Origin of the sequence: Lawsonibacter sp. JLR.KK007 (assembly GCF_036941135.1) — a bacterium.
GTDB lineage: Bacteria > Bacillota > Clostridia > Oscillospirales > Oscillospiraceae > Lawsonibacter.
In genome coordinates, this window is the sequence record NZ_JAYWSY010000003.1 from 1 (window position 1) to 25,811 (window position 25,811).

General features: G+C 57.7%; 25 protein-coding genes. 23 read left to right on the plus strand and 2 right to left on the minus strand.

Annotated features, from left to right (window positions below; genetic code table 11):
- Both VV088_RS18130 and VV088_RS18135 read left to right on the plus strand, forming a co-directional pair.
- A partial coding sequence (locus VV088_RS18130) for a phage tail tape measure protein (protein ID WP_334602086.1) occupies positions 1-3,375 on the plus strand: 3,375 nt, incomplete at its 5' end.
- Entirely contained in the window at positions 3,372-3,905 is a 534-nt protein-coding gene (locus VV088_RS18135; protein ID WP_334600442.1) for a phage tail domain-containing protein, read from the plus strand. The genes VV088_RS18130 and VV088_RS18135, both read left to right, overlap by 4 nt.
- Before the next feature lie 138 nt (positions 3,906-4,043).
- Here VV088_RS18135 and VV088_RS18140 read toward each other — a convergent pair whose 3' ends face one another.
- On the minus strand, positions 4,044-4,217 hold the full coding sequence (locus tag VV088_RS18140; RefSeq protein ID WP_325293600.1) for a hypothetical protein: 174 nt from the start codon (positions 4,215-4,217) through the stop codon (positions 4,044-4,046).
- An 84-nt stretch (positions 4,218-4,301) separates the two neighbouring features.
- On the opposite strand from VV088_RS18140, the gene VV088_RS18145 reads away from it, so the two are divergent.
- From VV088_RS18145 to VV088_RS18240, 20 genes are all read left to right on the plus strand, one after another.
- On the plus strand, positions 4,302-5,081 hold the full coding sequence (locus tag VV088_RS18145; RefSeq protein ID WP_334600440.1) for a phage tail fiber protein: 780 nt from the start codon (positions 4,302-4,304) through the stop codon (positions 5,079-5,081).
- Between the two features lie 2 nt (positions 5,082-5,083).
- A complete protein-coding gene (locus tag VV088_RS18150) occupies positions 5,084-5,782 on the plus strand; it encodes a hypothetical protein (RefSeq protein WP_334600439.1) in 699 nt (232 codons plus the stop codon).
- A complete protein-coding gene (locus VV088_RS18155; RefSeq protein WP_304965849.1) occupies positions 5,779-7,818 on the plus strand; it encodes a phage tail protein in 2,040 nt (679 codons plus the stop codon). Before VV088_RS18150 ends, VV088_RS18155 begins: the two co-directional genes overlap by 4 nt.
- Positions 7,819-7,829: 11 nt before the next feature.
- Complete coding sequence (locus VV088_RS18160; RefSeq protein ID WP_334602087.1) at positions 7,830-10,430, plus strand: hypothetical protein; 2,601 nt, start codon at positions 7,830-7,832, stop codon at positions 10,428-10,430.
- A gap of 370 nt (positions 10,431-10,800) precedes the next feature.
- On the plus strand, positions 10,801-11,865 hold the full coding sequence (locus tag VV088_RS18165; protein ID WP_334600437.1) for an RNA-directed DNA polymerase: 1,065 nt from the start codon (positions 10,801-10,803) through the stop codon (positions 11,863-11,865).
- Complete coding sequence (locus VV088_RS18170) at positions 11,841-12,674, plus strand: Rho termination factor N-terminal domain-containing protein (protein WP_334600436.1); 834 nt, start codon at positions 11,841-11,843, stop codon at positions 12,672-12,674. The genes VV088_RS18165 and VV088_RS18170 overlap by 25 nt, the downstream gene beginning before the upstream one ends.
- 19 nt (positions 12,675-12,693) lie before the next feature.
- Positions 12,694-13,143: a phage holin family protein gene (locus VV088_RS18175; protein ID WP_334600435.1), complete on the plus strand. Its 450-nt coding sequence runs from the start codon at positions 12,694-12,696 to the stop codon at positions 13,141-13,143.
- Positions 13,140-14,498 (plus strand): phage tail tip lysozyme, encoded by a 1,359-nt coding sequence (locus tag VV088_RS18180; protein ID WP_334600433.1) that lies wholly within the window; start codon positions 13,140-13,142, stop codon positions 14,496-14,498. Before VV088_RS18175 ends, VV088_RS18180 begins: the two co-directional genes overlap by 4 nt.
- 155 nt (positions 14,499-14,653) lie before the next feature.
- A complete protein-coding gene (locus tag VV088_RS18185) occupies positions 14,654-14,896 on the plus strand; it encodes a helix-turn-helix domain-containing protein (RefSeq protein ID WP_304965974.1) in 243 nt (80 codons plus the stop codon).
- 105 nt (positions 14,897-15,001) lie between these two features.
- The gene (locus VV088_RS18190; protein ID WP_304965975.1) at positions 15,002-15,214 is read left to right on the plus strand and encodes a helix-turn-helix domain-containing protein; all 213 of its coding nucleotides are present in this window, start codon (positions 15,002-15,004) and stop codon (positions 15,212-15,214) included.
- A 59-nt stretch (positions 15,215-15,273) separates the two neighbouring features.
- Positions 15,274-16,329, plus strand: coding sequence for an IS30 family transposase (locus VV088_RS18195; protein ID WP_334600432.1), 1,056 nt, complete (start codon positions 15,274-15,276; stop codon positions 16,327-16,329).
- Between the two features lie 61 nt (positions 16,330-16,390).
- The gene (locus VV088_RS18200; protein WP_334602088.1) at positions 16,391-16,891 is read left to right on the plus strand and encodes a hypothetical protein; all 501 of its coding nucleotides are present in this window, start codon (positions 16,391-16,393) and stop codon (positions 16,889-16,891) included.
- 41 nt (positions 16,892-16,932) lie between these two features.
- Positions 16,933-17,610 (plus strand): hypothetical protein, encoded by a 678-nt coding sequence (locus tag VV088_RS18205; protein ID WP_334602089.1) that lies wholly within the window; start codon positions 16,933-16,935, stop codon positions 17,608-17,610.
- A 140-nt stretch (positions 17,611-17,750) separates the two neighbouring features.
- Positions 17,751-18,122 carry a hypothetical protein gene (locus VV088_RS18210; RefSeq protein ID WP_334602090.1) on the plus strand — a complete coding sequence of 124 codons (372 nt, stop codon included), beginning with the start codon at positions 17,751-17,753 and terminating at the stop codon, positions 18,120-18,122.
- Between the two features lie 145 nt (positions 18,123-18,267).
- Positions 18,268-19,086, plus strand: coding sequence for a rolling circle replication-associated protein (locus VV088_RS18215; RefSeq protein WP_334602091.1), 819 nt, complete (start codon positions 18,268-18,270; stop codon positions 19,084-19,086).
- A gap of 143 nt (positions 19,087-19,229) precedes the next feature.
- Positions 19,230-19,412 carry a hypothetical protein gene (locus tag VV088_RS18220; RefSeq protein ID WP_334602092.1) on the plus strand — a complete coding sequence of 61 codons (183 nt, stop codon included), beginning with the start codon at positions 19,230-19,232 and terminating at the stop codon, positions 19,410-19,412.
- Between the two features lie 103 nt (positions 19,413-19,515).
- Entirely contained in the window at positions 19,516-21,129 is a 1,614-nt protein-coding gene (locus VV088_RS18225; RefSeq protein WP_334602093.1) for a recombinase family protein, read from the plus strand.
- A gap of 132 nt (positions 21,130-21,261) precedes the next feature.
- A complete protein-coding gene (locus VV088_RS18230; protein WP_334602094.1) occupies positions 21,262-21,963 on the plus strand; it encodes a hypothetical protein in 702 nt (233 codons plus the stop codon).
- Positions 21,964-22,080: 117 nt separating this feature from the next.
- Positions 22,081-24,483: a ferrous iron transport protein B gene (gene feoB, locus VV088_RS18235; RefSeq protein ID WP_334602095.1), complete on the plus strand. Its 2,403-nt coding sequence runs from the start codon at positions 22,081-22,083 to the stop codon at positions 24,481-24,483.
- Complete coding sequence (locus VV088_RS18240; RefSeq protein WP_334602096.1) at positions 24,480-25,277, plus strand: Cof-type HAD-IIB family hydrolase; 798 nt, start codon at positions 24,480-24,482, stop codon at positions 25,275-25,277. The genes feoB and VV088_RS18240 overlap by 4 nt, the downstream gene beginning before the upstream one ends.
- A gap of 32 nt (positions 25,278-25,309) precedes the next feature.
- Here the strand turns inward: VV088_RS18240 and VV088_RS18245 are convergent, their stop codons facing one another.
- Positions 25,310-25,528 (minus strand): helix-turn-helix domain-containing protein, encoded by a 219-nt coding sequence (locus VV088_RS18245; protein ID WP_334602097.1) that lies wholly within the window; start codon positions 25,526-25,528, stop codon positions 25,310-25,312.
- Between the two features lie 90 nt (positions 25,529-25,618).
- Here VV088_RS18245 and VV088_RS18250 point away from each other — a divergent pair, with 90 nt between their 5' ends.
- Positions 25,619-25,804, plus strand: coding sequence for a hypothetical protein (locus VV088_RS18250; RefSeq protein ID WP_334602098.1), 186 nt, complete (start codon positions 25,619-25,621; stop codon positions 25,802-25,804).
- The last annotated feature ends 7 nt before the right edge of the window (positions 25,805-25,811 follow it).

Consider the following 25,811-nt stretch of genomic DNA (forward strand, 5'->3'; position numbering starts at 1 on the left):
ACAATCTCGACAAAACTCGCCGTCGAGGGTGAGGCCCAATATAAACAGGCGATCGCCGCTTGTAATTCCGAACTGTCCACGCTCAAGTCGGGCCTTGCGCTCGTGGAGAGCGAATTTCGCGGAAACGCTAACAGCATGGAGGCCCTCACGGCCAAGGGGGCCGCCCTGGATTCCATGTATAAAAAGCAACAGGAGAAGGTCTCCACCCTGGAGGCCGCCCTCCGCAACGCCCAGCGGGCACAGGAGGAATACTCCTCCCGGGTATCAACGGCACAAAGCAATATAGAGCGGTGTGAGCGGGCCCTTGAAACCTTGCGGAGGTCCACCGGGGACACCTCCAGAGAGCAAGAGGCCCTCACAAAGGAACTCGACAAATGGAACGCCGAACTTGAGGAGGCCCAGGCCGGACAGGCGGCGGCGGAGCGTGGGGTCCAGAACTGGCAAAAACAATTAAACGGAGCAAAGATTGAACTCAACACTTTATCCGACGAGATAGGGAAAAATAACGGATATTTGAGTGAGGCAAGGGCAAGCGCCGACGGGTGCGCGAACTCCATAGACAAATACGGGAAGGAGACAAAAAAAGCAGGAGAGGAGTCCGGGAAATTCGGCGAAAGAGCAAAAAGCGCAATCGACAACCTCGCCACCGTATTAGCGGCGGCGGGAATTGCTAAAACCGTGAAGGAGATCGCAGACACTCTTATGGAGTGTGCAAAGGCCGCAGAAAGTTTTGAAACTTCTATGGCGAAGGTCTCCACACTGGCAGATACAAGCGTCGTCCCATTGGAAACCCTCAAAACGGAACTTGTGACCTTGTCCGGCGAGACAGGCGTCGCCGTGGGGGCACTGGCCGAGGCGGCCTATCAAGCCCTCTCGGCGGGTGTGGATACGGCGGACGTTGTGAACTTTGTCGCCACGGCCACAAAGACCTCGGCGGCGGGCTTTACGGAGGCGTCGACGGCGGTTGACGTTCTGACAACCGCGATTAACTCCTACAAGCTGGAGGGAACAGAGGCCGAGCGCGTGGCCTCTATGCTCGTAAAGACACAGGACGAGGGCAAGACCTCCGTCGGAGAGCTGGCCGCCAACATGGGCCGCGTGATCCCGTCCGCCGCCGCCTACAACGTAAGCCTCGAAAACCTGACGACCGCCTATGCAATCCTTACTAAAAGCGGAACAAATACGGCTATTTCGACGACGAACCTCGGCGCTATGTTTGACGAGCTGGCAAAGAACGGCTCCAACGTGGCCGGGATTCTGGAGGATCAAACCGGAAAGAGCTTCTCCGAACTCATGGCGAGCGGCTCCAATCTCGGGGACATTATGGCGATCCTCTCCGATAGCGCGAACGGGGACGCGACCGCGTTCTCCAACCTCTGGAGTAGCACCACGGCGGGCAAGGCGGCCCTCTCCCTCCTCAATACCGGGGCAGAAGAATTTGACCGGACCCTCGGCGTTATGGCGAACAGCTCCGGGGCCGTCGACCGCAATTTTCAGATCATGGCGGATACAACGGAGTTTGCACACCAGCGAATGACAAACGCCGCGGAAAATCTGAAAATCGCCGTCGGAGACCAATTAAATCCGTCACTTGAAAGATTGTACGACGTAGGGACGGACGCTTTCACATGGGCGGCAGATTTCGCAAACGAACACCCAGCGGTCGTGAAAGCTGTTGCGGCGGTTGTCATAGGGCTCGGCACACTTGCGGCGGGAGTTACTGCCGTGGTAGCGGCAACTGCCGCGCTTGATGTGGTTATGGAGGCTAATCCGATAGGGTTGATTGCGGCGGCCACCGTTGCGGCTGTTGCCGCCGTCGGCGCATTTGCTTTTATGATGACCTCCGCGAGCGAGGAAACAAAAGCCTTTACGGGGTCACTCCAGGAGACAAAGGCGGCCTATGAGGAATTGTCCGAGACAATGGAGGCGGAGCAGGAGTCCACCGCCGCAAGCGCCGCCGCACTGGAGGAACTCCTCGCCGTAGAGGAAAAGTCCGCCGCACAAAAGGCGGCGATCTCTGAACTCGTAAACCAACTAAACGAAAGCGTCCCCGGGCTCAATCTCGCCTATGACGCGGAGCGGGACGCCCTGGAGGGCCTCACCGCCGCCGAGGTTTCGGCTATGGTCGAAAAGGCCGCCGCACAAGAGGAATATGAGGCCCAGGTCGCCCGCTTGTCTGAACTCTACACAGAACAGTCGGAAATATCCGCCCGCCTGGAGGAGGCTCAAGAGGCATTAAACACCGCCCAGGAAACAGGCTCCGGGAACACCAGGACACTCCAAAATGATATTAACGAACTCACCGCCGCCCAGGAAGAAAACGCCGCACAGATCGCGGAACTGGAGGAGGCGTCCCGGGAATACGGGGAGAAACAGGCGGAGGCCGCCGCCAAAACCCAGGAAATGACCTCCCGCGTGGAGGATATAACCGCCAAAATGGAGACCCTCCAAGCGGCCTATGAGGAAAGTTATAACGCCGCTATGGAGAGCATAGACGGACAACTCGGCCTCTTTAATGAGCTGGACGGATCGGCGAAAACCTCCATTGACAACCTGATCGGGACCCTACAAGGACAGGTCTCCTATATGGAAACCTACGCGGCCAACATTCAAAAGGCTATGGAGCTCGGTGTGGACGAGGGCTTAATTAAAAAGCTGTCCGACGGCTCCGAGGAGTCCGCGCAAATTTTGGCGGCCATTGTGGAGGGCGGCGAGGAGGATATAGCTGCCCTCAATGAACAGCTCGCAAAGGTGGAGAAGGGCAAAGAGGCGTTTTCCGAGACCGTGGCCGAAATGGAAACCGATTTTTCGGATCAAATGGAGGAACTTGTCCGGGACCTGGACGACGCGATCCAGGATATGGACCTATCCGACGACGCCTATCAGATCGGCGAAAACAATATGCAAGGGCTCATAGACGGAACGGCCAGTAAAAAGGCGGAGCTCGTGCGGAAGTATGCCGAAATGGGCCGCGCCGCCCTCGCCGCCTACAAGAAGGAGGTCGAACAAGCCTCCCCCTCGAAGAAATTCAACGAGGCGGGCCGCTTTGATATTCAAGGCATTATAAAGGGCGCGGAGGCAGAAAAGGCCAACCTCGCGGAGACCTACGCAGACGCGGGCCGGACCGCTTTGTCGGCTATGGAGAAAAGCCTCCCCTCCAGCGTGGAGGAACCGCCAACCTCGGCGGCCATCAACAGACAGACCGCGGCGATCGTGGCGGCGGTCCGGGGCCAGGACGGCGGAACAACTGGAGGTATCACTATCTATGTGGACAAGCTGGAGGTCCGGGACGATTCCGACGTTGAGCGGGTCGCCCGGGAACTCTACTATCTCACGGAACAGAAAAAGAGGTCGAGAGGAGGCGGCAGTTTATGAGCGGTTTTTCTTTCCGGGGCGTCCATAGTAGCAAATTCGGAATTTATACACAGGACACGAGCCGGATCATTCTCCCCCCGCGGCGGGAGGGAAAGGTCGTGATCCCGGGCCGCTCCGGCTATTATGACGGCGTGGCCGGGAATGTGTACGACGAGCGGGCGGAGACGATTCATTGTGCGTTTAAGTGCCCGAAAGGGAAAACCGTCCCGGAGGTATGCCGGGAGATCGCCTATTGGCTGTCCGGCACCGGGCGGCTCGCCTACGATAAAGAGCCGGATAAATACTATACGGCCCGTATCTCCGGCGGGCCCCCTATGGCGCAACACCTTAAATACGGGGAGTTTGATCTCACGTGGAACTATAACCCGCCTTTTGCCCTCGGGCGGACCGTGACCCAGCCGATCACCTCCGGGGAGAACCCGGTCGACTACCGGGGCACAGCGGAGACCCCTTGCATTATCGTTTTGAGGAACCTCTCCGACGCGGACGTCCTCACCATCACTATAACAGCTATAAAAAGGAGTGTTTGACTATGGACAAAAACAAGATCAAAGAAACGCTCGAAAAGCAGTTACAGCTACTTTCCGAGCGTTCCGCAGAAACAAAAAATCGGGATTATATGGAACTTGCGAAACTATCCGAGTCTATGTGCTTGCTGGCAGAGACTATCAATCGGATTTGTCCGAGCGTTCCGTGAAACGCTTTTGAAGCGTTTCAATAAAATCCGCGATCTCGTTTGCGCTGTCTACGTCGATAGGGTATCTATCGCCGCGGGCCGCGCAAAGGATTTTAGCAATCTCGATTGAATTTGTGATTGCCGCGTTTTCGTTCATTGGAATCATTCGTATCACCCCCTTTTCTGGAAGAAAGTTTACCACAGAAAGGAAAGAGCGGCAACGGAGAAATGCGAAAAGGAGTGTTTAATTATGTACGCTTGCGACTACCTGGAAAATGGGATTTTGAACGCCCTCCGCGGCGTCACCTTTGCGGCTCCGGCGAAATGCTACCTTGCCCTTTACCTCAACGACCCAGGGGAAAGCGGCACGGCAGGAACAGAGGTAAGCTATACCGGATATAAGCGGATGGAAATTGACTTTTCCGCCCCGGCGGATTCCAACGGCGGGATCGGGGTCCAGAACCTCACCGACATTACTTTTCCGACCCCCGTCTCGGCGGCGGGCACCATTACCCATATCGGCGTCGTGGATTCCCTCACGGGCGGGAATATGCTCGCCCGGGGCGAGCTTGTGGAGCCCCTCATTATCGGGGCGGAGGAGCCTCCCGTATTCCTGGCCGGGGACGTGCTTTTCTATCTCACCGGGAACCTCTCCAAGGCGTGGAAAACAAAGGTTTTGAACGTCCTCCGGGGAAACTCTATCCAAGGGATCACACCCTATTTTTCCCTCTGGAACGGATCGCCGGAGTCCTCCGGCTCCGAGCTGTCCGGGGACAATTACCAGCGCGTCCCCCTCACATTCGGGGCCCCGACGGAGCAAACCTCCGGCCAGATTATCGCCCGCAACTCCCAGGCGGCGGCGTTTCCAAGGCCCTCGACCGCGTGGGGGACCTGGACCTATTCCGCCCTCTACTCCGCCGAGACCTCCGGCGAGCCCGTCTATATTAAGCCCCTGACGGAGTCCGTGGAACTCAAGCGCGGATATATGCCCACGATTGCGGAGGGGGCCGTGGAGGTAGGGATCAACTAATCATGTATAACGATAGACGGTATAGCCTCGCCCGGTACTCCGTCAACCAGGAGGCAAAGACGGTCGAGATCGCGGAGAGCTTTTCCGAGGCTATGGGGGCGGTTGCCGGGGCCGCGATCCCCGTTGATTTCCGGGACAAATACGCGGAGGCCCTCCAGGGCTCCGCGCGGGGGACGGTCTCTGTTATTTCCACGTTCTCGGCGGCTGACCGCCTATTTACGACGGCGAGAATGTCGGCGGACGTAGTGACACGGGCCGCCCTCTCCGAGGCCATCCAGGGCTCCATATACGGACAGAAGAACACGCCCGCGGCCCTGACCGTCCGGGACGTGCTGGCCGCCCGGGCCCAGGGCTCGAAGAATGTCCCCGCGCCCCTGGAGCTTGCGGACCGTCTCACCGCGGCGGCGGCGGGCTCGAAGAATGTCACGGCCTCCCTCAAGGTCTCCGAGGTCCTGACCTCCATGTTAGAGGCGACCTCACAGACCACGGAGCGGACAACCCTCCAGCTCACGATCCCGCCCGGGGGAGAATTGCGGATTGACAGCGAGCTTTTTCTCGTTCTCTTGAATGGGGAAAACGCCTTGCATACACAGTCCGGGGACTGGATCAACGTATCCCGGGAACTCCTCCGGCTCATTATCGAAAGCGCCTCCGGCGGCCAGCTCCGGGGACAGCTCATTTATACGGAGAGATACCTATGATAGAAATTTTTGATAAATCGCGGCGGCGGGTAGCGATCGCGGAGAACGCTCACGCCATTTCAGAACAGGAACGGATTAACGCCGTTTGGTATTTCTATTTTTCCCTCCCGTATAAGGACCCGAAAAATGAGTATTGCAAGCCCTTCTATTACGTCCGCCACAACGGCGGGGAGCTTTACCGGATCATGCCCGAGACCCTGACCGTGGACGAGTCCGGGAGCGTGGCCTATCAGTGCGAGCACGTCCTCGCAACTCTGATTGACAATATTCTTTTCGGGTATCACGTTGTCGGGAACCTCGGGACCTATACCCCCGACGTGATCCGGTACGTCCTGGATCACCAGCTTGTGAAAAATTGGGTCCTGGACGAGTGCGACTATAGAAACCAATTTGAATATGGGTGGGAGCAAGAGTCCCTCCTCTCCGCCCTATTTTCCGTGGCGACACCCCTCGCGGGCCCCTACATATGGCGGACAAATACGGCGGTTTATCCGTGGCGGCTGTCTCTCAAACGCCTGGACACCACGGGGCGCCCGGAAATGTACGTCCGGCGGCGGCACAATATGACAAGCTACCAGCGGAGCCGGGACCCTCAAAATATTGTGACCCGCCTCTATCCCCTCGGCTATGGCGAGGGCGTGAACCAGCTCGGGATCGGGAGCGTAAACGGCGGCGTCCCATACCTCCAGAGCCCGAAAGCAATCACGGACAAATACGGGATTATCGAAAGGGTATGGACGGATCGCCGCTATGAGGACCCGGCCTCCCTCAAGGCCGCGGCGGAGGCTATGCTCCGGGAGCTCCAGGAACCCGCCGTCTCCTATTCGGTCGGCTATCAGGAAATGACCGCCTCCGACTTTGACAAGGCCGAGGTCGGAAAACGCCTCCGTATGGTTTACCCGGAGATCGGGGAGAGCGTGGACACGTTCATAACAGAGATTAAGCGGGACTATGAGGACGCGGAGCGGTCCTCCCTGGTTGTGGCGAACAAGGAGACCTCGATCGCCTCCTCCCTGGCCGATATGGCGGACCGCCAGAGGATTGAGCAGACATACGCCCAGGGAGCAACCCAAATTTATAGCCAAGCCCTCCAGGCGAATTGTGACCGCTCCTCCGGGGCGGTAATGGACTTTTTCATCCCGGAGGAAATGCGGATTATAAACAAGGTCCTCGTCAAGGTGCGAATGACAAAATTCCGGGCCTACTCCAAGAGCACGGAGAGCGACGCCGCGAAGGTTGTCACCTCTACCACAAACGACGACCAAACCCGCACGAGCTCGGACGGGGGCCGGACCACCTCAACCACCACCACCAGCGACGACCAAACCCGTACAAGCTCGGACGGGGGCCGGACCACCTCGACCACCACAAGCGGCGGCGGACAAACCACCTCCAGCGGCGGCGGGGCCACCTCCAGCGCGACGGCCCTCGAAAGCTCGAACGTCCTCCCGAGCCAGACCACCGGGCAAGCGGTCCACAACCACGGCCTCCATAACGGAGTGCGGATTGCAATATATGGGGGCGTGGATGAAAACGGGGCCGTGATTGCGGACGGATACGAAGTATGGGTGGATTCCGGTGCCCATATCCACCCGGCCCACTCCCATACCATCCCGCCGCACACGCACACCGTAGACGACCACTCGCACAGGCTCACCATTCCGGCACACTCCCACACGACCACGATCCCCGGCCACTCTCACCGCGTCACCATCCCGGACCATAGGCACACGATCACGATCCCGGGGCACTCCCACAAGGTAACGGTCCCCTCCCATTCCCACAATATCACGCCGGGGATTTATCAATATGGGAACCCTCAAAAATTCGGGCTTTATATCAATGGGATAAAAAAAGCGGATTTCTCCGGGAGGACGGCGGAGCTTGATATTACGGACCTATTGACAGGCTCGGACAACATGATCCCCCGGGGGAGCTGGTTGTCCCTGGAGGTCCGCCCGGACGACCTCGCCTATATCAGCATTGATCTAATTGTCCAGGGCTTTATACAATCCCGCGGGGATAAAACAGTTTAGGAGGTTTTTCTATGGCAACAGTGCTCTATCCCGGTATTGCGTTTTCGCCGCAAGCCACCCTCACAAACAACCTCGGCGCGGCGGATACCATTATTGAGGTCTCGGACGCCTCGGCGTTTCCGCCCGCCCCGAACCTCGCTACCATTGGAACGGACGAGGAGGGAGAGACCATCCTCTACACCGCCAAAACGGAGACCGCCCTCTCCGGGTGCAAGCGGGGGGTCGAGGGTGCGGCCCGGGCCTGGACGGCGGGCGAGCTGATCGGGCGGAACTTCACCGCGAAGGATCACGCCGACCTGATCGCCGCCATTTCGGAGACCCGCGGCGCGGCCACGGCGGCGGCGGGCGCGGCAACGGAGGCGGGGGAGGCCGCAAAGGCCGCCCAGGACGCCGCAAGGGCCGCACAAGAGGCCGCAAGCGAGGCGGAGGGTAAAGCTACAGAGGCGGCGGAAACGGCGGAGAAAGCGGCCCAGGACGCGGGACAGGCAAAGAAGGACGCACAGACCGCGGCGGACGCGGCGGCCACGGCCCAGGGCGCGGCGGAGACGGCACAGACCGCGGCCACTTCCGCCTCCACGGAGGCCAGCAACGCGAAGAAAGAGGCTGGAGAGGCGAAAAAGACCGCGGACGAGGCCCTGGAGACCGCCCAGGCGGCGGGCGGGCTTTACCCTCAAATTATTGTGACCGTGGCGGCGGGGGCCGTTGTGACGTGCTCCAACGGCTCCAAGAGCTACGAGCAGACCTCCACGGGCGCGGCGGTCGTGTTCAATGTCCCGGATTATGGGACCTGGAGCGTCTCGGCGGAGCGGGACGGCCTCCCCTCGAACACCGTCGAGATCGTGGTGGACACGGCGAAGCAGTACGCCGCCGCCCTGGCCTTTTTCGAGTCCACGATTACCGTCAACGTGGAGGCGGGCTCCTCCGTGGTATGTGAGGGCGGCGGAAAAACGCAGACCAAAACCTCCGAGACGGGCTCCGTCGTCTTTACCGTCACCTCGGCGGCCACCTACACCATAACGGCCACCACGGGAGACGAGACCACAAGCGGGACGGTCCAGATCACCGCCTCCGGCGAGGCGAAAACCCTCACCCTTGAATATTTCCGATCCACGATTACCGTCAATATCGCCGCCGGGGCTTTTGTCACTTGTACGGACGGCAAGACCTCCCTCGAAGGGACCTCCAACGGCTCCGTCGTGTTTATGGTCCACAATGCGGGGACGTGGCAGATCACAGGCTCCATGAATGGAGAGACCACGAGCGGGACGGTACAGATCACGGCGGGCGGCCAGTCGAAAGTCCTCAACCTTGAATTTTTCTCCGCTACGATTACCGTCAACGTGGAGAGCAGCTCAACCGTCACTTGTGCGAAGGGCTCCAACACGCAGACAAAGACCTCCACGGGCTCCGTCGTCTTTACAGTAAAGGAGGCGGGCACCTACACCATAACCGCCACCAAGAGCGGACAGGAGGCGAGCGGGACGGTACAGATCACGGCGAACGGCCAGACAAAAACCCTCTCCCTCGCATATGTCCATATTTATAGCGCGGCATGGGACGGCTCCAGCACGACCAAGCTCACAAGAGGCGACGACGCGGCCCTCTTTACGGACCCCGTCCCAGCCGTGGGAAACGGGGCCGGGTCCTCCCCCTTTGACAACCGCCTACCGTGGTCCGGCATGACAAAAGTAACGGACGGGAATAACGTCCTTGTGAAAATTCCGAAATATTGGGTAAAGGTATCTCACGCGCCCTTTAAGGTCCAGATCGCGGACAAGGCGACCCCGGGCTATCAGGTTTCCCCGGCCCACCGGGACCGCGGGGACGGAGTCGGCGAGCGGGATGTTGTCTATATTGGCCGCTATGAGTGCGACGGCTCCTATATGTCCAGGAGCGGACAGGCCCCGAAAGTTTCGACGCCCCTCGCCACCTTCAGGAGCGGGATTCATGCCCTCGGCGCGGAGTATTGGCAAGCGGATATTGCTTTACATTTGACGTGGTGGTTTTTGTATATCGTGGAATATGCGGACTGGAACGGCCAGACGGCGATCGGACAGGGTAACGTAAGCTCCGGCGCAAAGATCAACACCGGGGCCACCGATTCCATGACCTACCACACAGGCCGCGCCGCGGGGACAGACGGCCAGACCGCCGTCCAGTATCGGAACATTGAAAACCCGTGGGGCAACGTCCGCGAGTGGAGAGACGGGATCATTTTCTCCGATACCAATATTTGCACCTATAACAACCCGGCTAACTTCTCCGACGCCTACAACGGGACCGGGGCCGTGGTGCGGAGCAACAAACGGGCCGCGTCGAGTGGATGGATCAAGGCATGGGGCCACGACACCAACGACCCGAGTTTTATTTATCCCTCGGAGATCGGCGGGTCCGAGACGACGTTCGTCCCGGATTATTGCTATTATAGCACCGGGGTCCGGGCCCTCCTTATCGGCGGCACTATGGCTACGGCACCAACGCGGGGCCGTTCTGCCTCTACGGCTACTACACGCCCGCCAACACCTACGCCAGCCTCGGCTCGCGCCTTCAAAAGCTCCCTCGGGCGGCGTAGCCGCCGGGGGGACCGGGGGGTCGCAACCCCCCGGAGGTAACGATAAACACACATTGACGAAAAGGAGGGATACAAATAAAAAGGGACTGGCTACGCTATGCGACCGGGCTTTTTGGCTCCCGCGTCCCGGATTATTGCAATTATAACACCGGGGTCCGGGCCCTCAATATCGGCGGCAACTATGGCAACGGCACCAACGCGGGGCCGTTCTACCTCAACGGCAACAACACGCCCGCCAACACCAACGCCAACCTCGGCTCGCGCCTACTTATTCAAGACATAGTCTCACCGCGTAGCCTTTTCCGTACCGCTCGGTAAAAATTGCCGTAGGGACATGGTTTAGTAAGCCTTTTTGGTTTGAAAGACCGTGAGGTGAATAAGAAAATTTATTTACATCCGAGAGGCAAAACATGAAAAGAATAGGATTCCTCATGGAGAGGCTTTGCAAAAAGGAGAACGCCCTCCAGGCGATCGAGGAAATAAACGAGGATCGCAAAGACAATAAAACCGCTCAATGGGTGGAGCGGACGAAGGAGGAACGGGCGGAGGAGCTTTGCAAGATCGCCCGGAACTTCCACCCGAAACCCGCCCGGACCTTTGAGCGGTACGACCCCACCGCAGGGAAAACCAGGATTATCAACGAGCCCGCCCTCTGGCCGGACCAATATATCCACCACATGATCGTCCAAGTCTTAAAGCCCATCCTTATGCGGGGCATGGATTATTTTTGTTGTGGGAGTATCCCGGGCCGGGGCCCGCACAGGGAGAAAAAAGCGATTGAGAAATGGCTCGACAAAGACCGCAAGGGGACAAAGTACGGCGGCGAGGCGGATATTAAAAAATTCTATGATTCCCTATCTCCTCGCGTGGTTATGAGATTCCTTTGCAGGAAAATCAAGGACCGGGAATTTCTCGCCCTGATATGGAAGATCATCAAGGCCGGGATCAAAATAGGCTTTTATATTTCTCAATGGCTCGCTAACGCCGTACTTGAGCCCCTGGACCACTATATCCGGGAAAAGCTCGGTATCCGCCGATATGGGCGGTATATTGATAATTTTACTTTTTTCGGCCCGAACAAGAAAAGGCTCCACAAGGCGATCCGGGCGATCATGGAATACCTCGCCCGTATGGGCCTACGCCTAAAGGAAAATTGGCAAGTCTACAATACCCGAAAGCGCATGGTCGACGCCGTGGGGTATCGCATGAAACGGGGCTTAACCCTGATCCGCAAGCGGAACCTCCTCCGCCTAAAAAGACAATGCACACGGGCGAGTAAACGGATCGAGGCGCGGCGGCGGGTAGACCCGAAACAGGCCCGGGGGATTCTGTCCAGGGCCGGACAGCTTAAACATTGTGCGGGAAAGAAACAGTATGAAAAGCACGTCCTCCCGATCCGGCCAGTTTTGAAAAACGCCGTCCGGGAGGCGGACAAAAGGAGGAGAAACCTATGCTTGAATACACGATCGGCATAATGAGGGACGGCGGGCGGCCCCGCCGCTACCTCCGTATTAAATCCGACGAGGCGATCCAGGTATTGGACCCCGTCGTATCCTTCACAAGAGCACAGGAGGACAAAAGGAGCGTTTACGAGTGCATAATCGGGGCCCTGATTCACGAGGCCCAGGAAGGAGGCTTTTTCTATGAATGGTACGAGCTGGAGAGCGTCCTTGTGGAGGTGGACCACACCCTCCCCGTTGCCGCGACCGTCCAGCGCATGGGCCCGGAGGCCACGATCGCCGCCGCAAAGATCGCCCGCCTGACGTTGCCGGGGCTGGACCTCGACGACGGCCAGAGGATCGCGGTCTCCGCCCTTTATGAGGACTGGAGCCCCGGGGCCGCCTATAAGGTCGGGGACGTGCGGAACGCGGGCGGCCAGACGTGGGAGTGTTTCCAGGAGCACGACAGCGCGGTTTACCCGGACATTTCCCCGGAGGGGACCGCGTGGCGCACATTCTGGAGGCCCCTCCACGGAAACACGCCGGAGACCGCCCGCCCCTTTGTGGAGGTCCAGGGGGCCCATGATACATATAAGGCGGGCGAGTATATGGTTTGGACAGACGGGACCGTCCGGGAGTGTATCCGGGAGACGAGTTTCGGCCCGGACGACGACCCGGACGCCTGGAGCCTCCCGGACAAGCCCGCGCCCGCGGCGGCGGAGGCCGCAGACCTGGAGGCTATGACGATCCCCCAACTCAAAGAATACGCCAAGGAGCACGGGATCAGCCTCGCCGGGAAAACCCTCAAGGCGGATATTGTGGCGGCCATAAAGGCCGAGCTTTAAGAAGGAGGAACAAAAGACAATGAAAGAAAATATTTTTCGTGGCGTGATCGCCGCCGCCGTGGCCGGAGCCGCGGCATACTTCCAGGAACTCGCCCTCCCCGTGGCGGTCCTTTTCCTTGTTATGGTCGTGGACTATATCTCTGGCATGGTCCGGGCATGGACCCGGGGCGAGCTTTGTTCCCGCGTGGGAATTATGGGGATTGTAAAAAAGGCCGCCTATCTCCTGGCCGTCGTCGTGGCGATTGTGGCCGATTGGGTGGTACAGACGGCGGCGGGCCAGATCGAGGTCGATTTCGGCGGATTCTTCTTTTTCGGCCTCCTCGTGACAATCTGGCTCGTTCTCAATGAGTGTATTTCGATCCTTGAGAACATTTCGCAGATCGGCGTCCCGCTCCCGTCTTTCCTTGTGGCATTGATTGAAAAGCTGAAAAGTACCACGGAAAATAAGGGGGAGGAGTTGCTGAAATGACGGGGGCAGAAAGAGAAAACTATATCTGGAGCCGCCTCACCGCCGCGGGCTTGACGCCCGCGGGGGCGGCGGGGCTCATGGGGAACCTTTACGCCGAGAGCGGCCTCAACCCGGCGAACTTGCAAAACACCCACGAGAAAAAGCTCGGCCTCACAGACGCCGCCTATACCGCCGCCGTGGACGCCGGAACCTATACCAATTTCGCCGGGGACGGCGCGGGGTATGGCCTCGCACAGTGGACCTATAAGACCCGCAAGGCGGCCCTCCTGGCCTATGTCCGGGCGGCGGGTCGGTCCGTGGGGGACCTGGAGACACAGGTCGGTTTTTTGCTCCAGGAGCTCGCCGGGAGTTACAAGGGCGTCCTCTCCACGCTGAAAAGCGCCCAGGACGTCCGAACCGCCTCCGACGCCGTCCTCCTCCAGTTTGAGCGGCCCGCCGACCAGGGCGAGGCCGCCCGGGCCCGCCGCGCCGGGTACGGGAAAACCTACTTTGACCGATACGCTCCGGCGGACACCTCCGGCCTCATGCCCTCCGGCGTGTTTGTGGACAAGCTCCTCACCGTGGCGGGGAATTTCAAAACCCTTTATATCATGGGGTGCTTTGGGGCCCCTATGACGCCGGAGAACAAGGCGAGATATACCAAAAATCACGCCTACAATACAAGCGAGGCACAAAAGGCACGGATCAACGCCGCCTCCGCCGATACATTCGGCTTTGATTGCGTCAACCTCATAAAAGGGATTTTGTGGGGCTGGAGCGGGGACGTCTCCAAAAGATATGGCGGCGCAACCTACCCGACCGCGGCGGCATTTGCGGCGGGGGCTTGCCCGGACGTGTCGGCGGACGGCATGATTAAAATTTGTAAGGAGGTCTCCACCGATTTCTCCCGGATCGTCCCCGGGGCGGCGGTATGGGTAAAGGGGCATATTGGGGTATATATCGGGGACGGCCTCGCGGTCGAATGTACTCCGAAATGGAGGAACAAGGTCCAAGTGACCGCCGTCTCCAATATCGGGACAAAGGCCGGATACAACGCCCGCAAGTGGACCAAGTGGGGGAAAATCCCCTATATCAACTATGAGGAGGAGATCGAGAACATGAGCAAAGAGGAATTAAAGGCACTGATCCGGGAGACCGTCCGGGAGGTCCTCGACGAGGAAAACCCGATCTATAAGGATTTGAAGGACGTCCCGGAATACTGGAAACCCACCGCCGCGGCGCTCCTGGAGGCCGGAGCCGTGAACGGCGGAACCCCGGCGGAGGTATGCGAGACGGACCTCAACCTCCGCAAGGAGACGCTCAAGGCCGTGGTCGTGGCGGCCACATATCACGACGCCCGGGAGGGCAAGCAGTAGAAAAAAGGGCTGGAGGGTAACGCCTCCGGCCCTTTTCTTTGCTTTTGGTACGCCTTTTCTTTTGATAAGCTATGGAATATTACCATGAGTAGGGGGCTTTTTCATGTTAAAGTCAATTAAAATATGGGGTATTTCCATAGCAAGGAGGCGGAACCGTGAAAAAATTCCAGTTTGAGGGAAAGGGGAACATATCCGGGGACCGCGTCCGAGAGCTACGCCTCCGGGCCAGATTGTCACAGTCTGCCCTTGCGGCAAAAATGACCACGGAGGGCGTCATTATGGAACAGGACGTAATAAGCCGGATCGAGAGCGGCTCCCGCCTTGTGACCGACTATGAGCTCCTCGCCTTAACGAAAATTTTCGCCGTCTCGGCGGATTGGCTGATCGGATCGGGATAGAAACACCCGCCGCGGGAAGAATTTCCCCCGGCGGATTTTTGGGGCTTGACTTTGTGGTAAAATTAGCGTAATATAAGAGGCACAAACACAAGGGAGGCGGACAGCATGAGAAAGGGAACAACGGCCAGCACAAGCAAACTCGCAAAACTCCGGGCCGAGCGGGGGCTCGGGCTCCGCGAGCTTGCGGAGCTATCCGGCGTAGGTATCCGGCAAATACAAGGGATAGAGGGCGGGACCTCAAAAGTGGAGAATACCTCCCTAAAGAACGCCCTCGCCCTTGCGGACGCCCTCGGCGTACACCCTCGGGACCTGATATAAACACAACCCCGCCCGGCCAGTGGTCGAGCGGGGATTTTTATATATTGGAGGCTTGCGTTATGGGAAAGCATTATAAACATTTGACCTGGAGGGAGCGGCTACGAATTGAAACCCGCCTCAAGGATGGATGGACCCCCCAAAAGATAGCCGACGAGATCGGGCGGCACGTCTCCACTATTTACCGGGAGATCAAGCGGGGCCTCGGCGTCCAGCGCACGACGGACCTCATAGATTATGAGTGCTATATACCCGAGATCGCCCGGGAGAAATACGAGGCCACATTCTCCGGCAAGGGCCCGGACCTCAAGATCGGGAAGGACCACAAGCTGGCAAACTACCTCGGAGAGGTCCTAAAGGACGGCTATCGGTCCCCGGAGGCCGCCCTCGGGGAAATTGCGGTTAAAGGGATGGAATTTGATACTAAAATATCGCCCCGGACCCTTTACCGCTATATCGAAATGGGGATTATACCGGGCGTTTCAAGCGCAGACCTCCCCATTAAACGGAACCAGGGCAAAAAGAAAGAAAAGCAAAAGCCAAGGGCCGCCCGGAATTGCAGGGGTAAGAGCATAGAGGAGCGCCCCAGGGAGATCAACGCCCGGGAGGAGGTCGGGCATTGGGAAATGGACACAGTAGAGAGCGCCAAGGACGGGAGCCTGGAGCGGGTCCTCGCCCTGACTGGCCGCGTCACAAGGAACCAAATAAACATAAAAATTAAAACGGGCGAGGCGAAAATGGTCGTTGCCGCCCTGGACCGCCTGGAGCGGAAACTCGGGGCTTTGTTCCCGGTTGTGTTCCGTTCAATCACCGTTGACAACGGCTCCGAGTTTGCGGACGTGGAGGGTATGGAGCGGTCTTGTCTACGCCCGGGAGAAAAGAGGACGACGGTCTATTATTGCCATCCGTACAGCTCCAGCGAACGGGGCTCCAATGAGAAACAAAACGGCATGACCCGCCGCCGCCACCCGAAAGGGACGGACTTTAAGAAGGTCTCCCGGAAAAAGCTCCGGGAGACGACAGAATGGATCAATAACTATCCTCGGAAAATGTTCGGATTCCATACCGCGGCGGAGCTTTTCGCCGCCGCTTTTCCTGGCCTCCCCGCATTGTGCTAAAAAAATTTATAAAATTTTTCGCATTTCTCTTGACAAACGGCGTAAAAGGAGAATTTGAACAATGGTAGACCCTATTATAACGGAGGTCACCCAAAGGATTCGGGATTTTGTTTTGAGAAAAGTTACTGTCCCGCTCGCAACTCAAGAGCTCCATAATGAAATCTGTCAACAGCTCCAAAATATTTTGGGAGAGAAACGCTACAATGACTTAGCACGAGTGGATGCCGCTTTGCGTGCCGCTGGGCATACGCCAGTTATAGCCAGTGGCACTAATTCAGGATTGCCATGCATTACCATCTCTGTACAGCCTAAAGACGATACAGAAAAGCGAACCATTGAGGCAGTTATGATGGGCCTAATCCGAAAGCGCATTGTTGCACGTGGCCTTGGGGCGGATGTTTTAGGCGATTGGAAGGTTCGATTGGATATCAATACCCCGTACCTCGAAATCCGGTATCCCGAGAACGCAAAGGACAGGAAGCTGATTGCGGATACTATAATTCGGACAGGTGCCGCTGTCGTTGTTGTGGACAACCCTTTGACCAATGACACCGATTTTTAATCATGGCAATCATACCGGGGATTCTGTTACAAGAAGATTACTTGCAACAAAAATTAAGAATCACAATCGACTGGAACACTGAACTGGCTCCGATGGCCTGTTGTTTTGGGGCCACAGGCAGTGGGAAAACCTATCTCGTAAAGCTGATGACCGGGAAGCTGGTGAAGTACGGCAAGGCCAAGCTGACGATTTGTGACGGAAAGGGCGGGGGTGACTTCGATTTTCTAAAAGGCTGTGAGCGCTACGCCGCCATAGAGGTGACAGACGTATTTAATAATTTTTACCAGTCATTCCTTGCCCGTCAGAAGGGCGAGGACGAGAGCCGGGACATCATGTGCCTGCTTTTCGATGAATGGAGTGCTTACCTTGATAGCCTTGATTCCAAGAAGGAAGTGGAGGCCCAGCGGAAGAAGCTGGGACAGCTTTTGCGGCTTGGACGCAGCTTCCACGTCCATGTCATCGTGGGCCAGCAGAGAATGGACAGCACCTATTTCCAAGGATTTCGTGAAAATTTTAACATAGCAATTGGATTGTCAAATCTTTCCAAAGAGAGCAGGGATATGTTCTTTTCGGAGTACAAGGAGCAGATGGAGCCAGACCGGGCCAGAGGCACCGGGTACATGACGGTGAACGGGGCCAGCTTTACCCCCGTAGCCGTGCCCAAGGTGAACGACCTGGACAAACTGCACCGGGCCATATTAGCGGGTGTCACCCGCTGACCTACCGGCTATGCGGAGGGTAGAGGCCCCGCCCCTACCCCCCGCAAAAGGTAGATGAACAACCTAACAACAGTTAGCGAGGCCAACCCAACACTACTCCCAAAGTGGGGATTGGTCTGACACAAGAAAGGAGAAATACCATGAAAGGATTAAATCAGTTTGCAGGCTTTGATTTTGAGCGATTTTGTCAGGGCAAGCGGTTTGTGGCAACCGCAAGTAAAGAATGGGTAGACTACGACACGAAACAGCACCTTGGTACTGTGGTTACGGTGGCAATCACCGAAGATCAGACGGTGTATAAGCCTGGGAAAGACGGCAAGGCCATTTCCAATTTATTCGAGAAAATGGATTGGAAGGTCGAACGGGATATCAATATCCCTGTGGGCGTTCAGGTCGAGCCTGTGGAGGGTGTAGCCACTATCTACGGAGAGTACCGCAATCAACTGTCTGTCAAGGTGGCCGACATTAAAGTAATTCAGCCCACCGCTCCCGTGAGCGGCGGCAAGGGCTAAAAGGACACGTCAGGGGGCGGGGCGGCGGCGGAGCCGCAAGCCCGGCCCCCAGCGGGGCCGGAGGCCCCGCTACTCGACTAATTAACATATTTGGATACCTAAATCCAAAAATCCAGTATTTTCCAATTTTAAGGAGTGGTGCCTATTGAATGGGCTACACATCAGCAGGAGCGAAGTCTATCAAAGGGATGTTGCGACGCTGAAAAAATACCGAGAGGACTACTACAAAATCACGCTTCATAGACAGCTACGCCGGGCAGGGTATGAGGAAATTGAAGGAGACGGCGAGAGCAAGCGAGAAGCGGGGAAAAAGAACACGGCAGACAATGACGAAAAGCTGTCGGCCAGTCTGTCCCGCACGAGAGCGGCCATATATGAATTGGCGTTATGTAATGAGTGGGAATGGTTTGTAACACTCACACTGAACCCGGAATATCACGACAGAAAAGACCTGAAAAGCTATAAAAAGAAGCTGTCAACATGGATAAAGAACTATAATCGGACACACAAAACGGATATAAAATATCTGCTGATACCAGAAAACCATCAAGACGGGAGCTGGCATATGCACGGCCTAATGATGGGCCTGCCAATCGAAGTTCTACAAGAGTTTACGGAGCAAGAGAGATTGCCGATACGGATACTGATAGAGCTAAAACGGGGCCATAAGGTCTATACGTGGGAAGATTACGCAAAGAAATTTGGATATATAACAGTTACGAAAATAAGGCACTTGGAAAGTGTTTCACGATATATAACGAAGTATGTTACGAAGGACTTAGCGAAAACGAGGATAGGACTAAACGAACATTTATACTACTGTTCACAAGGCTTGAAGCGGTCGGAGTTGCTTTATACAGGCCAGCTAACGAAGGAGTTAGAGGAAGATTACAGCAACGACTATGTGAAGATAAAGACGGTGCCGAGCTTTGACGAGGCGATAGGGTATTTTGTGGATGGGTAGGACAAGCCGAAAAGCCGCAGGACGTGACAGGGGAGCGAAAAATATAAAATTGGCGGCAACGCCGCCCACCGCTGGCCCCATTTTAATAACGGCCCCGAAGGGCCGAAACCTTTTTCAAAACCGAATATAGGGGGTGGTCAATAGTGACAGAGCCAGGCATAGAGGGCCTAACAGTAACAAACGAAATCGGGGAACAGTATTTCATCATGGGCAAGAATCATATCAAAATCACAGAGCATTTTTCCGCTGATGGCAAGCCACTTGATGAACTGATAGCGGATTTAATAACGCAAAAAATCAAAGAGAATGCGGGAAAAAGTGCTTAATAACTGGTTAATAACTGGACAAACCCCCATAATTATGGTATAATAATCATGTTAGAAAGTGCCATAATTGTGGGGGCTGTTTCCTCAAAGGAGGATTTTTACAATGAAACAGCCCGTATATAACACCGCTCTCTATCTCCGCTTGTCCCGAGACGATGAAAACGCCGGGGAGAGTAACAGCATAGCCACCCAACGCATGATGTTACGCCGCTACGCAGAGCAAAATCACCTGTTTGTGGTCGATGAATACATTGACGATGGATATAGCGGCACGAACTTCAACCGTCCAAGTTTCCAACGTATGATTACCGACATTGAAGCGGGCCGCATAAACTGCGTGGTGGTGAAAGACCTTTCCCGTTTTGGTCGTAACTATTTGGAAATGGGAATGTATACGGAAATGCGTTTCCCTGAGTTGGGTGTCCGCTTTATTGCCGTCGATAGCGGAGTTGACAGCAACAACCAGCAATCAACCGAGTTTACCCCATTTTTGAACGTGATAAATGAATGGTACGCAAGGGACATTTCCCGCAAGGTCACCAAGGCATTTCGTACACGGAATGAAAACGGGGCGCACTATGGAGCATACGCCCCGCTGGGCTATCGGAAAGACCCCGAGCAAGTAGGCCATCTACTCATTGACGATGAAACAAAGTGGATAATCGAAAAAATCTTTGCTTTAGCCGTCCAAGGAGCAGGGGCCGCCAAGATAACCCACATACTTGCCACTGAACAGATACCCACACCGTCATGGCTGAACTTCCAGAGATACGGCACCTTCGCCCACGTCTACGAGGCCCAGCCAGAGGGCAAGCGGTACGAGTGGACGATAGCACAGGTAAAGAAAATCTTGCAGGATGAAAACTACATCGGGAATAGTGTCCACAACAAGCAAACCAACGTGTCATTCAAGAGCAAGAAGAAAATCCGCAAGCCTAAAAGTGAATGGTGGAAGGTTGAGGGCACCCATGAGGCCATAATCAGCAAGGCAGATTTTGAGCGGGTGCAACAGCACATAGCCAGCCGCCGCAGGAACCGGAAGGACGGCACACGGCAGATTTTCGCCGGGTTGGTGAAATGCGCTGATTGCGGGTGGTCGCTGGCATTTGGAACGAACCAGCGCAAAAAGGCCCCATACAGCTATTACCATTGTAGCAAGAATGGACAGGGCCTCCGTCAATGCTCTATGCACTATATCCGCTATGATGTGCTGTATAACTTTGTTCTCTCCCGTCTGCAATACTGGATTACCGCCGTTCATCAGGACGAGCAAGCCATATTGGACAGGCTTTCCAAGTCCACCATGACGGAGCAAGCCGCCGCAAGCAAACGGGCCGCACAGGAAAAGAGACGGGCAGAAAAGCGGTTGACCGAGCTTGACAACCTGTTAGCCAAGATTTACGAGGACAGGGTAAACGAGAAAATCACGGAGCGCAATTTCTCCATGCTGTCCCAGAAGTACCAGCAGGAACAGGGAAAGCTTGAGAAGAAGATTGAAGCGTTGACGGCCCAGCTTGCCAGCACCAAGGAGCAGGAGGACGGCATAAACAAGTGGGTGGAGTTAATCAAGCAGTTTTCCAGCCCCACGGAGTTAACCGCCGATATGCTTAACACCCTGATTGAAAAAATCCTTGTCCATGAGGCCACCAAGGACGAGGACGGCAACAGGGTACAGGAAATCGAGATTGTTTACCGCTTTGTTGGCAAGATTGATTGATGTCTTTTACTATGTTACTCCGGCCGGAGCTGCCCCGACATCGCCCTGCTGGAGCCGCTGGCTGGGGCGCTGGAGCTGACCGTCACCGAGCTGCTGTCCGGCCAGCGGGGGGAGGAGCCCGGAGAGGAGGCGGTGCGGGACTCGCTTCGCTTCGGGCTGTCCCAACTGGGGTCGAGGATCAAAACATGGCGGTGGCTGTTTGCGGCGGCAGCGGCGGTGCTGATCGCTGTTCTGGCCTGGCTGGGCTATACCTGGGTCCGAGACAACACCGAATGGTTGCCCCAGCGGGAGACGGTGGTTGCCTATATCAGCGGCTCTGACCGGGAGCGGCAGATTGCCCAGGCCCTGGGAGTAACCGGGAACAGCCTGCACCTGTATGAGGTTGCCCTGGCCGATGACTTTACTGCCTGTACGGTTCAGGCGGAGCTGTGGACCCATGAGGAGGGCTTGGTTGACAGCTGGCCGCTTCTGGAGACCGCCTCTGACAGCCGGGTCCTGTACGGCCCCCGCCGGCAGCTTCTGGTGCTGAGCATAGAGGCCCGCCACGAGGCGTGGTCAGAGGCGGAACATCGCTGGACTAAAATTTGGTTTGACTATGGGGTCAACTTCGCTGGCGCTTCCGTACAGGGCCGCCTGGATGAGATCTCCAGCCCCTATATCGGAAACGGTACGGCTTGGTCTCCCCCTCAGGGCGGAGTTGTGGACCAGGAGGAGGGCCTCACCCTGCTGACCCTGTCCGTTGGCGGTTCCGGCGGCGGGGTCTATGCTGCAGGCGGCCTGCCCCCGGAGCATGAGAAGGCTGTCTATCTGGCGGTGCGGATGTACTGTGAATAAGCCAAAATTCCCCGGCCGAGGCCGGGGAATTTTTTCCGGGGAAACGGGACGAATCTCTTGAAAAAGCCCTCGCCATACGGTACAATATCCGGGACAAGTGAGGGGGAGGCTGGACATATGGACAAGCGGACACTGGATGACCTGGCCCCGGGGCAGAGCGGGACCATTCTGTCCATCGGCAACAAATCGGGGACGGTGAAGCGCCGTCTGGTGGACATGGGCCTCACCCCGGGCACCCAGGTGAAGGTGACCAAGATCGCACCCCTGGGTGACCCCATTGAGGTGACCCTGCGGGGGTATGAGCTGTCCCTGCGCAGGGAGGACGCCGCCCGGATCGTCCTGGGCCAGCCCGGCCCCCGGTCCACCGGCGCGGCCCGGTCGGCCATGACCCGGCACGTCCCCGACCCGGAGACCGTCCGGCGCCAGCTCCGGGACCACGAGCACGAGCTGGAGGCCCATGCCGCCCGCTACGACCCCGCCGCCCATGATACCCGTCCCATGCGGGTGGCTCTGGCGGGCAATCCCAACTGCGGCAAAACAACCCTGTTCAACGCCCTGACCGGTTCTAACCAGTATGTGGGCAACTGGCCCGGCGTCACCGTAGAGAAAAAGGAGGGCGCCGCCCGCCTTGGGGACCGGACGGTGACGGTGGTGGACCTGCCCGGCATCTACTCCCTGTCCCCCTACTCTATGGAGGAGATCGTGGCCCGGGACTTCATCATCAATCAGGCCCCCGACTGCGTCATCGACATTGTGGACGCCACCAACCTGGAGCGGAACCTGTATCTCACCGTCCAGCTGCTGGAGCTGGAGCGGCCCACGGTGGTGGCCCTCAACTTTATGGACGAGGTGGCCCGGCGGGGGGACCGGATCGACACGGACCGGCTGGCCAAGGAGCTGGGGGTGCCGGTGGTGCCCATTACCGCCCGCACCGGCGAGGGCATCGAGGCGCTGCTGCATACCGCCCACCGGCAGATGCACCTGGGGGTGACGGTGGAGCCCGACGACCTCTACGACGACTACACCCACGATATCCACCACCGCATGGGCGAGCTGCTCCACGACTACGCCTACGCCGCCGGACTCCCTGCCCATTGGGCCGCCATCAAGCTGCTGGAGGGGGACTCCGTTGTGGAAGAGGCGTTAGAGCTTCCGGACGGGGTCCGGGACAAGCTGGCCGTCCTGGTGGCGGAGTATGAGAACTCCAGCGACCTGGGCGACCGGGAGACCCTCATCGCTGACAGCCGCTACCAGTACATTCAAAGGGTGGTGGAGGCGTCGGTGGTGCGGGGAGGCGCCCCCGGAGAGCTCACCTTCAGCGAGAAGATCGACCGGGTGGTCACCCACCGGGTGTGGGCGATCCCGCTGTTTCTGTGTACCATGCTGGTGATGTTTGTGGTCACCTTCGGCCCCTTCGGCTCCTGGCTGTCCAACGGGGTGGGGGCGGGGATGGACGCCCTCTCCCAGTGGCTGGCCCCCGTCCTGAAGGGCATGGAGGTGTCCCATGTGCTCGTCTCCCTGGTCTGCGACGGCATCATCGCCGGAGTGGGAGGCGTGCTCACCTTCCTGCCCCAGATTGCTCTGCTGTTTCTGTTTTTGTCCTTCCTGGAGGACTCCGGCTACATGGCCCGGGCCGCCTTCATCATGGACCGGCTTCTGCGCCGGTTCGGCCTGAGCGGAAAGGCGTTTATCCCCATGCTTATGGGCTTTGGCTGCTCGGTGCCCGCCATCATGGGGGCCCGGACCATGGAGAACGAAAAGGACCGGCGAATGACCATCCTGCTGGTGCCCTTTATGTCCTGCTCCGCCAAGCTGCCCGTCTACGGTCTGATCTCCGCCGCCTTTTTCGGCCCCTGGGCGGGACTGGTGGTGTTTGGGCTGTACGTTGTAGGGATGCTGGTGGGTATTCTTTCAGGACTGTTCTTCAAAAGCGCTTTGTTCGCCGGGGAGCCCGCTCCCTTTGTGCTGGAGCTGCCCCCCTACCGCCTGCCCTCCCTGGGCAATATGCTTAACCACGTGTGGCAGAAGGTGAAGGGGTTTCTGGTCAAGGCCGGGACGCTGATCCTGCTCATGTCCATGGTGCTGTGGCTGCTCCAGTCCTTCGACTTCTCCCTCCACATGGTGGAGGACGCCTCCCACAGCATGCTGGGGGCCATCGGCGGGCTGATCGCGCCCATCTTCGCCCCCTGCGGCTTCGGATACTGGCAGGCCGCCGTGGCCCTGCTTACCGGTCTTATTGCCAAGGAGATGGTGGTGTCCTCCCTGTCCATGTTCTACGGCTTCTCCCTCACGGCCTCCAGCGGGGCGGTGGCCGCCGCCATGACCGGCTTCACCCCTCTGTCCGCCTTTGCCATGCTGGTGTTTATCCTGCTGTACGTCCCCTGCGTAGCCGCCGTGTCTACCCTCTTCAAGGAGATGAACAGCTCCAAGTGGGCCTGGTTCTCCATCGCATGGCAGATGGGCTGTGCCTACGGAGTGGCTCTGCTGGTCTATCAAATAGGAGGTCTGTTTTTCGGATGATAAAGCTGATTTCATTGGACCTGGACGGCACCCTGCTTACGCCGGAGGGGACCATTACCGCCGCCTCCAGGGAGGCCATCGCCAGGGCCAGGGCGGCGGGGCTGCGGGTGGTGATCAACACCGGCCGTCCCGCCCAAGAGAGCATGTTTTTTGCCCGGGAGGCGGGGTGTGACGCCCTGTCGGCGGGAGCGGGAGGCGGCCTGGTGGTGGACGGCGCCTCCGGGCGGACCGTCCGCCGCTGGGATGTGGACGAAGGCTCCGCCCGGCGGGCCATGGAGCTGTGCCTGAGCTGGGACGTTCAGCTGCTCATCTATGCGGGGAACGAGATCCTGGTGAACGCCGCCTACAAAAAGTTTATGGAGCGCTGGTATCCCTTCCCCGCCTTTCACAAGGCGGTGACGGTGACCGAGGACTTTTTGGGATTTATGGCGGAGCATGACCTGCCCTTGGTGAAGATTCACGGGGAGCTGGGCGAGGTCCGGCCCCCAGTGGAGGAGCTGGCCGCCCTGCCCGATGTGACCCTCACCACTTCCAGCGGCCACGACTTTGAGCTCACCGCCGGTGGAGCGGACAAGGGTGCAGCCCTGGCGGTGATCGCGGAGCGGTACGGCGTTCCCCTGGACCGGTGCGCCGCCGTGGGGGACAGCGAGAACGATCTGAGCGCCTTCCGCGTGGCGGGCCTGCCCATTGCCATGGGCAACGCCCCGGAGCATGTGAAGGCCGCCGCCGCCCGGATTGCCCCCTCTAACGGGGAGGAAGGCGCCGCCTGGGCGGTTTTGAGTTGCTTGGAGTGAAAAACGGAGACGCGGTAAGCGTCTCCATTTTCTTATGCCCGGGGGTAAGGTTCCCGGACGTTGGTCAGGCCCAGGAGGTAGTCGATGCTGGTGTTATAGAAACATGCCAACTGCTTGAGTGTATCGATTGGGATATTCAGGTGGCCCAGCTCGTAATCGGAATAGGTTGTCTGATGGACTTGAAGAATTTTGGCCATCTCCGCCTGAGATAAGTCCTTGTCTTCCCGCAGTCCCCGCAGATGCTCCAGCATACTCATCACCCCAAAATATTATGGGGCATAAGGATTTTTTAAGTTGACATTTAAGGGAATAACCCTTAAAATGAGATTGAGGTGATTGCTATGAAACCAGGCCCCAAGAAAACGGTCTGTGTTCAGCTGCCGCTGGACTGGTATGACCAGGTGAAGGAGCAGGCGGAGCAGCTGGACAAAACGGTGCCGGGATACATACGGCAGGTGCTGCGGTGCTATCTGTGGCACGTGGAAAATGCGCCGGAGACGCTGACCGGCAGATGGATCATCCCATAAAAAACGC

Excerpts from the sequence above, each read along its gene's own strand:
- VV088_RS18160 (WP_334602087.1), top strand. The coding sequence starts at position 7,830 with ATGGCAACAGTGCTCTATCCCGGTATTGCGTTTTCGCCGCAAGCCACC.
- feoB (WP_334602095.1), top strand. The coding sequence starts at position 22,081 with ATGGACAAGCGGACACTGGATGACCTGGCCCCGGGGCAGAGCGGGACC.
- VV088_RS18195 (WP_334600432.1), top strand. The coding sequence starts at position 15,274 with ATGGGAAAGCATTATAAACATTTGACCTGGAGGGAGCGGCTACGAATT.
- VV088_RS18240 (WP_334602096.1), top strand. The coding sequence starts at position 24,480 with ATGATAAAGCTGATTTCATTGGACCTGGACGGCACCCTGCTTACGCCG.
- VV088_RS18155 (WP_304965849.1), top strand. The coding sequence starts at position 5,779 with ATGATAGAAATTTTTGATAAATCGCGGCGGCGGGTAGCGATCGCGGAG.
- VV088_RS18225 (WP_334602093.1), top strand. The coding sequence starts at position 19,516 with ATGAAACAGCCCGTATATAACACCGCTCTCTATCTCCGCTTGTCCCGA.
- VV088_RS18250 (WP_334602098.1), top strand. The coding sequence starts at position 25,619 with ATGAAACCAGGCCCCAAGAAAACGGTCTGTGTTCAGCTGCCGCTGGAC.
- VV088_RS18170 (WP_334600436.1), top strand. The coding sequence starts at position 11,841 with ATGCTTGAATACACGATCGGCATAATGAGGGACGGCGGGCGGCCCCGC.
- VV088_RS18145 (WP_334600440.1), top strand. The coding sequence starts at position 4,302 with ATGTACGCTTGCGACTACCTGGAAAATGGGATTTTGAACGCCCTCCGC.
- VV088_RS18190 (WP_304965975.1), top strand. The coding sequence starts at position 15,002 with ATGAGAAAGGGAACAACGGCCAGCACAAGCAAACTCGCAAAACTCCGG.
- VV088_RS18200 (WP_334602088.1), top strand. The coding sequence starts at position 16,391 with ATGGTAGACCCTATTATAACGGAGGTCACCCAAAGGATTCGGGATTTT.
- VV088_RS18175 (WP_334600435.1), top strand. The coding sequence starts at position 12,694 with ATGAAAGAAAATATTTTTCGTGGCGTGATCGCCGCCGCCGTGGCCGGA.
- VV088_RS18135 (WP_334600442.1), top strand. The coding sequence starts at position 3,372 with ATGAGCGGTTTTTCTTTCCGGGGCGTCCATAGTAGCAAATTCGGAATT.
- VV088_RS18165 (WP_334600437.1), top strand. The coding sequence starts at position 10,801 with ATGAAAAGAATAGGATTCCTCATGGAGAGGCTTTGCAAAAAGGAGAAC.
- VV088_RS18210 (WP_334602090.1), top strand. The coding sequence starts at position 17,751 with ATGAAAGGATTAAATCAGTTTGCAGGCTTTGATTTTGAGCGATTTTGT.
- VV088_RS18140 (WP_325293600.1), bottom strand. The coding sequence starts at position 4,217 with ATGATTCCAATGAACGAAAACGCGGCAATCACAAATTCAATCGAGATT.
- VV088_RS18150 (WP_334600439.1), top strand. The coding sequence starts at position 5,084 with ATGTATAACGATAGACGGTATAGCCTCGCCCGGTACTCCGTCAACCAG.
- VV088_RS18245 (WP_334602097.1), bottom strand. The coding sequence starts at position 25,528 with ATGCTGGAGCATCTGCGGGGACTGCGGGAAGACAAGGACTTATCTCAG.
- VV088_RS18180 (WP_334600433.1), top strand. The coding sequence starts at position 13,140 with ATGACGGGGGCAGAAAGAGAAAACTATATCTGGAGCCGCCTCACCGCC.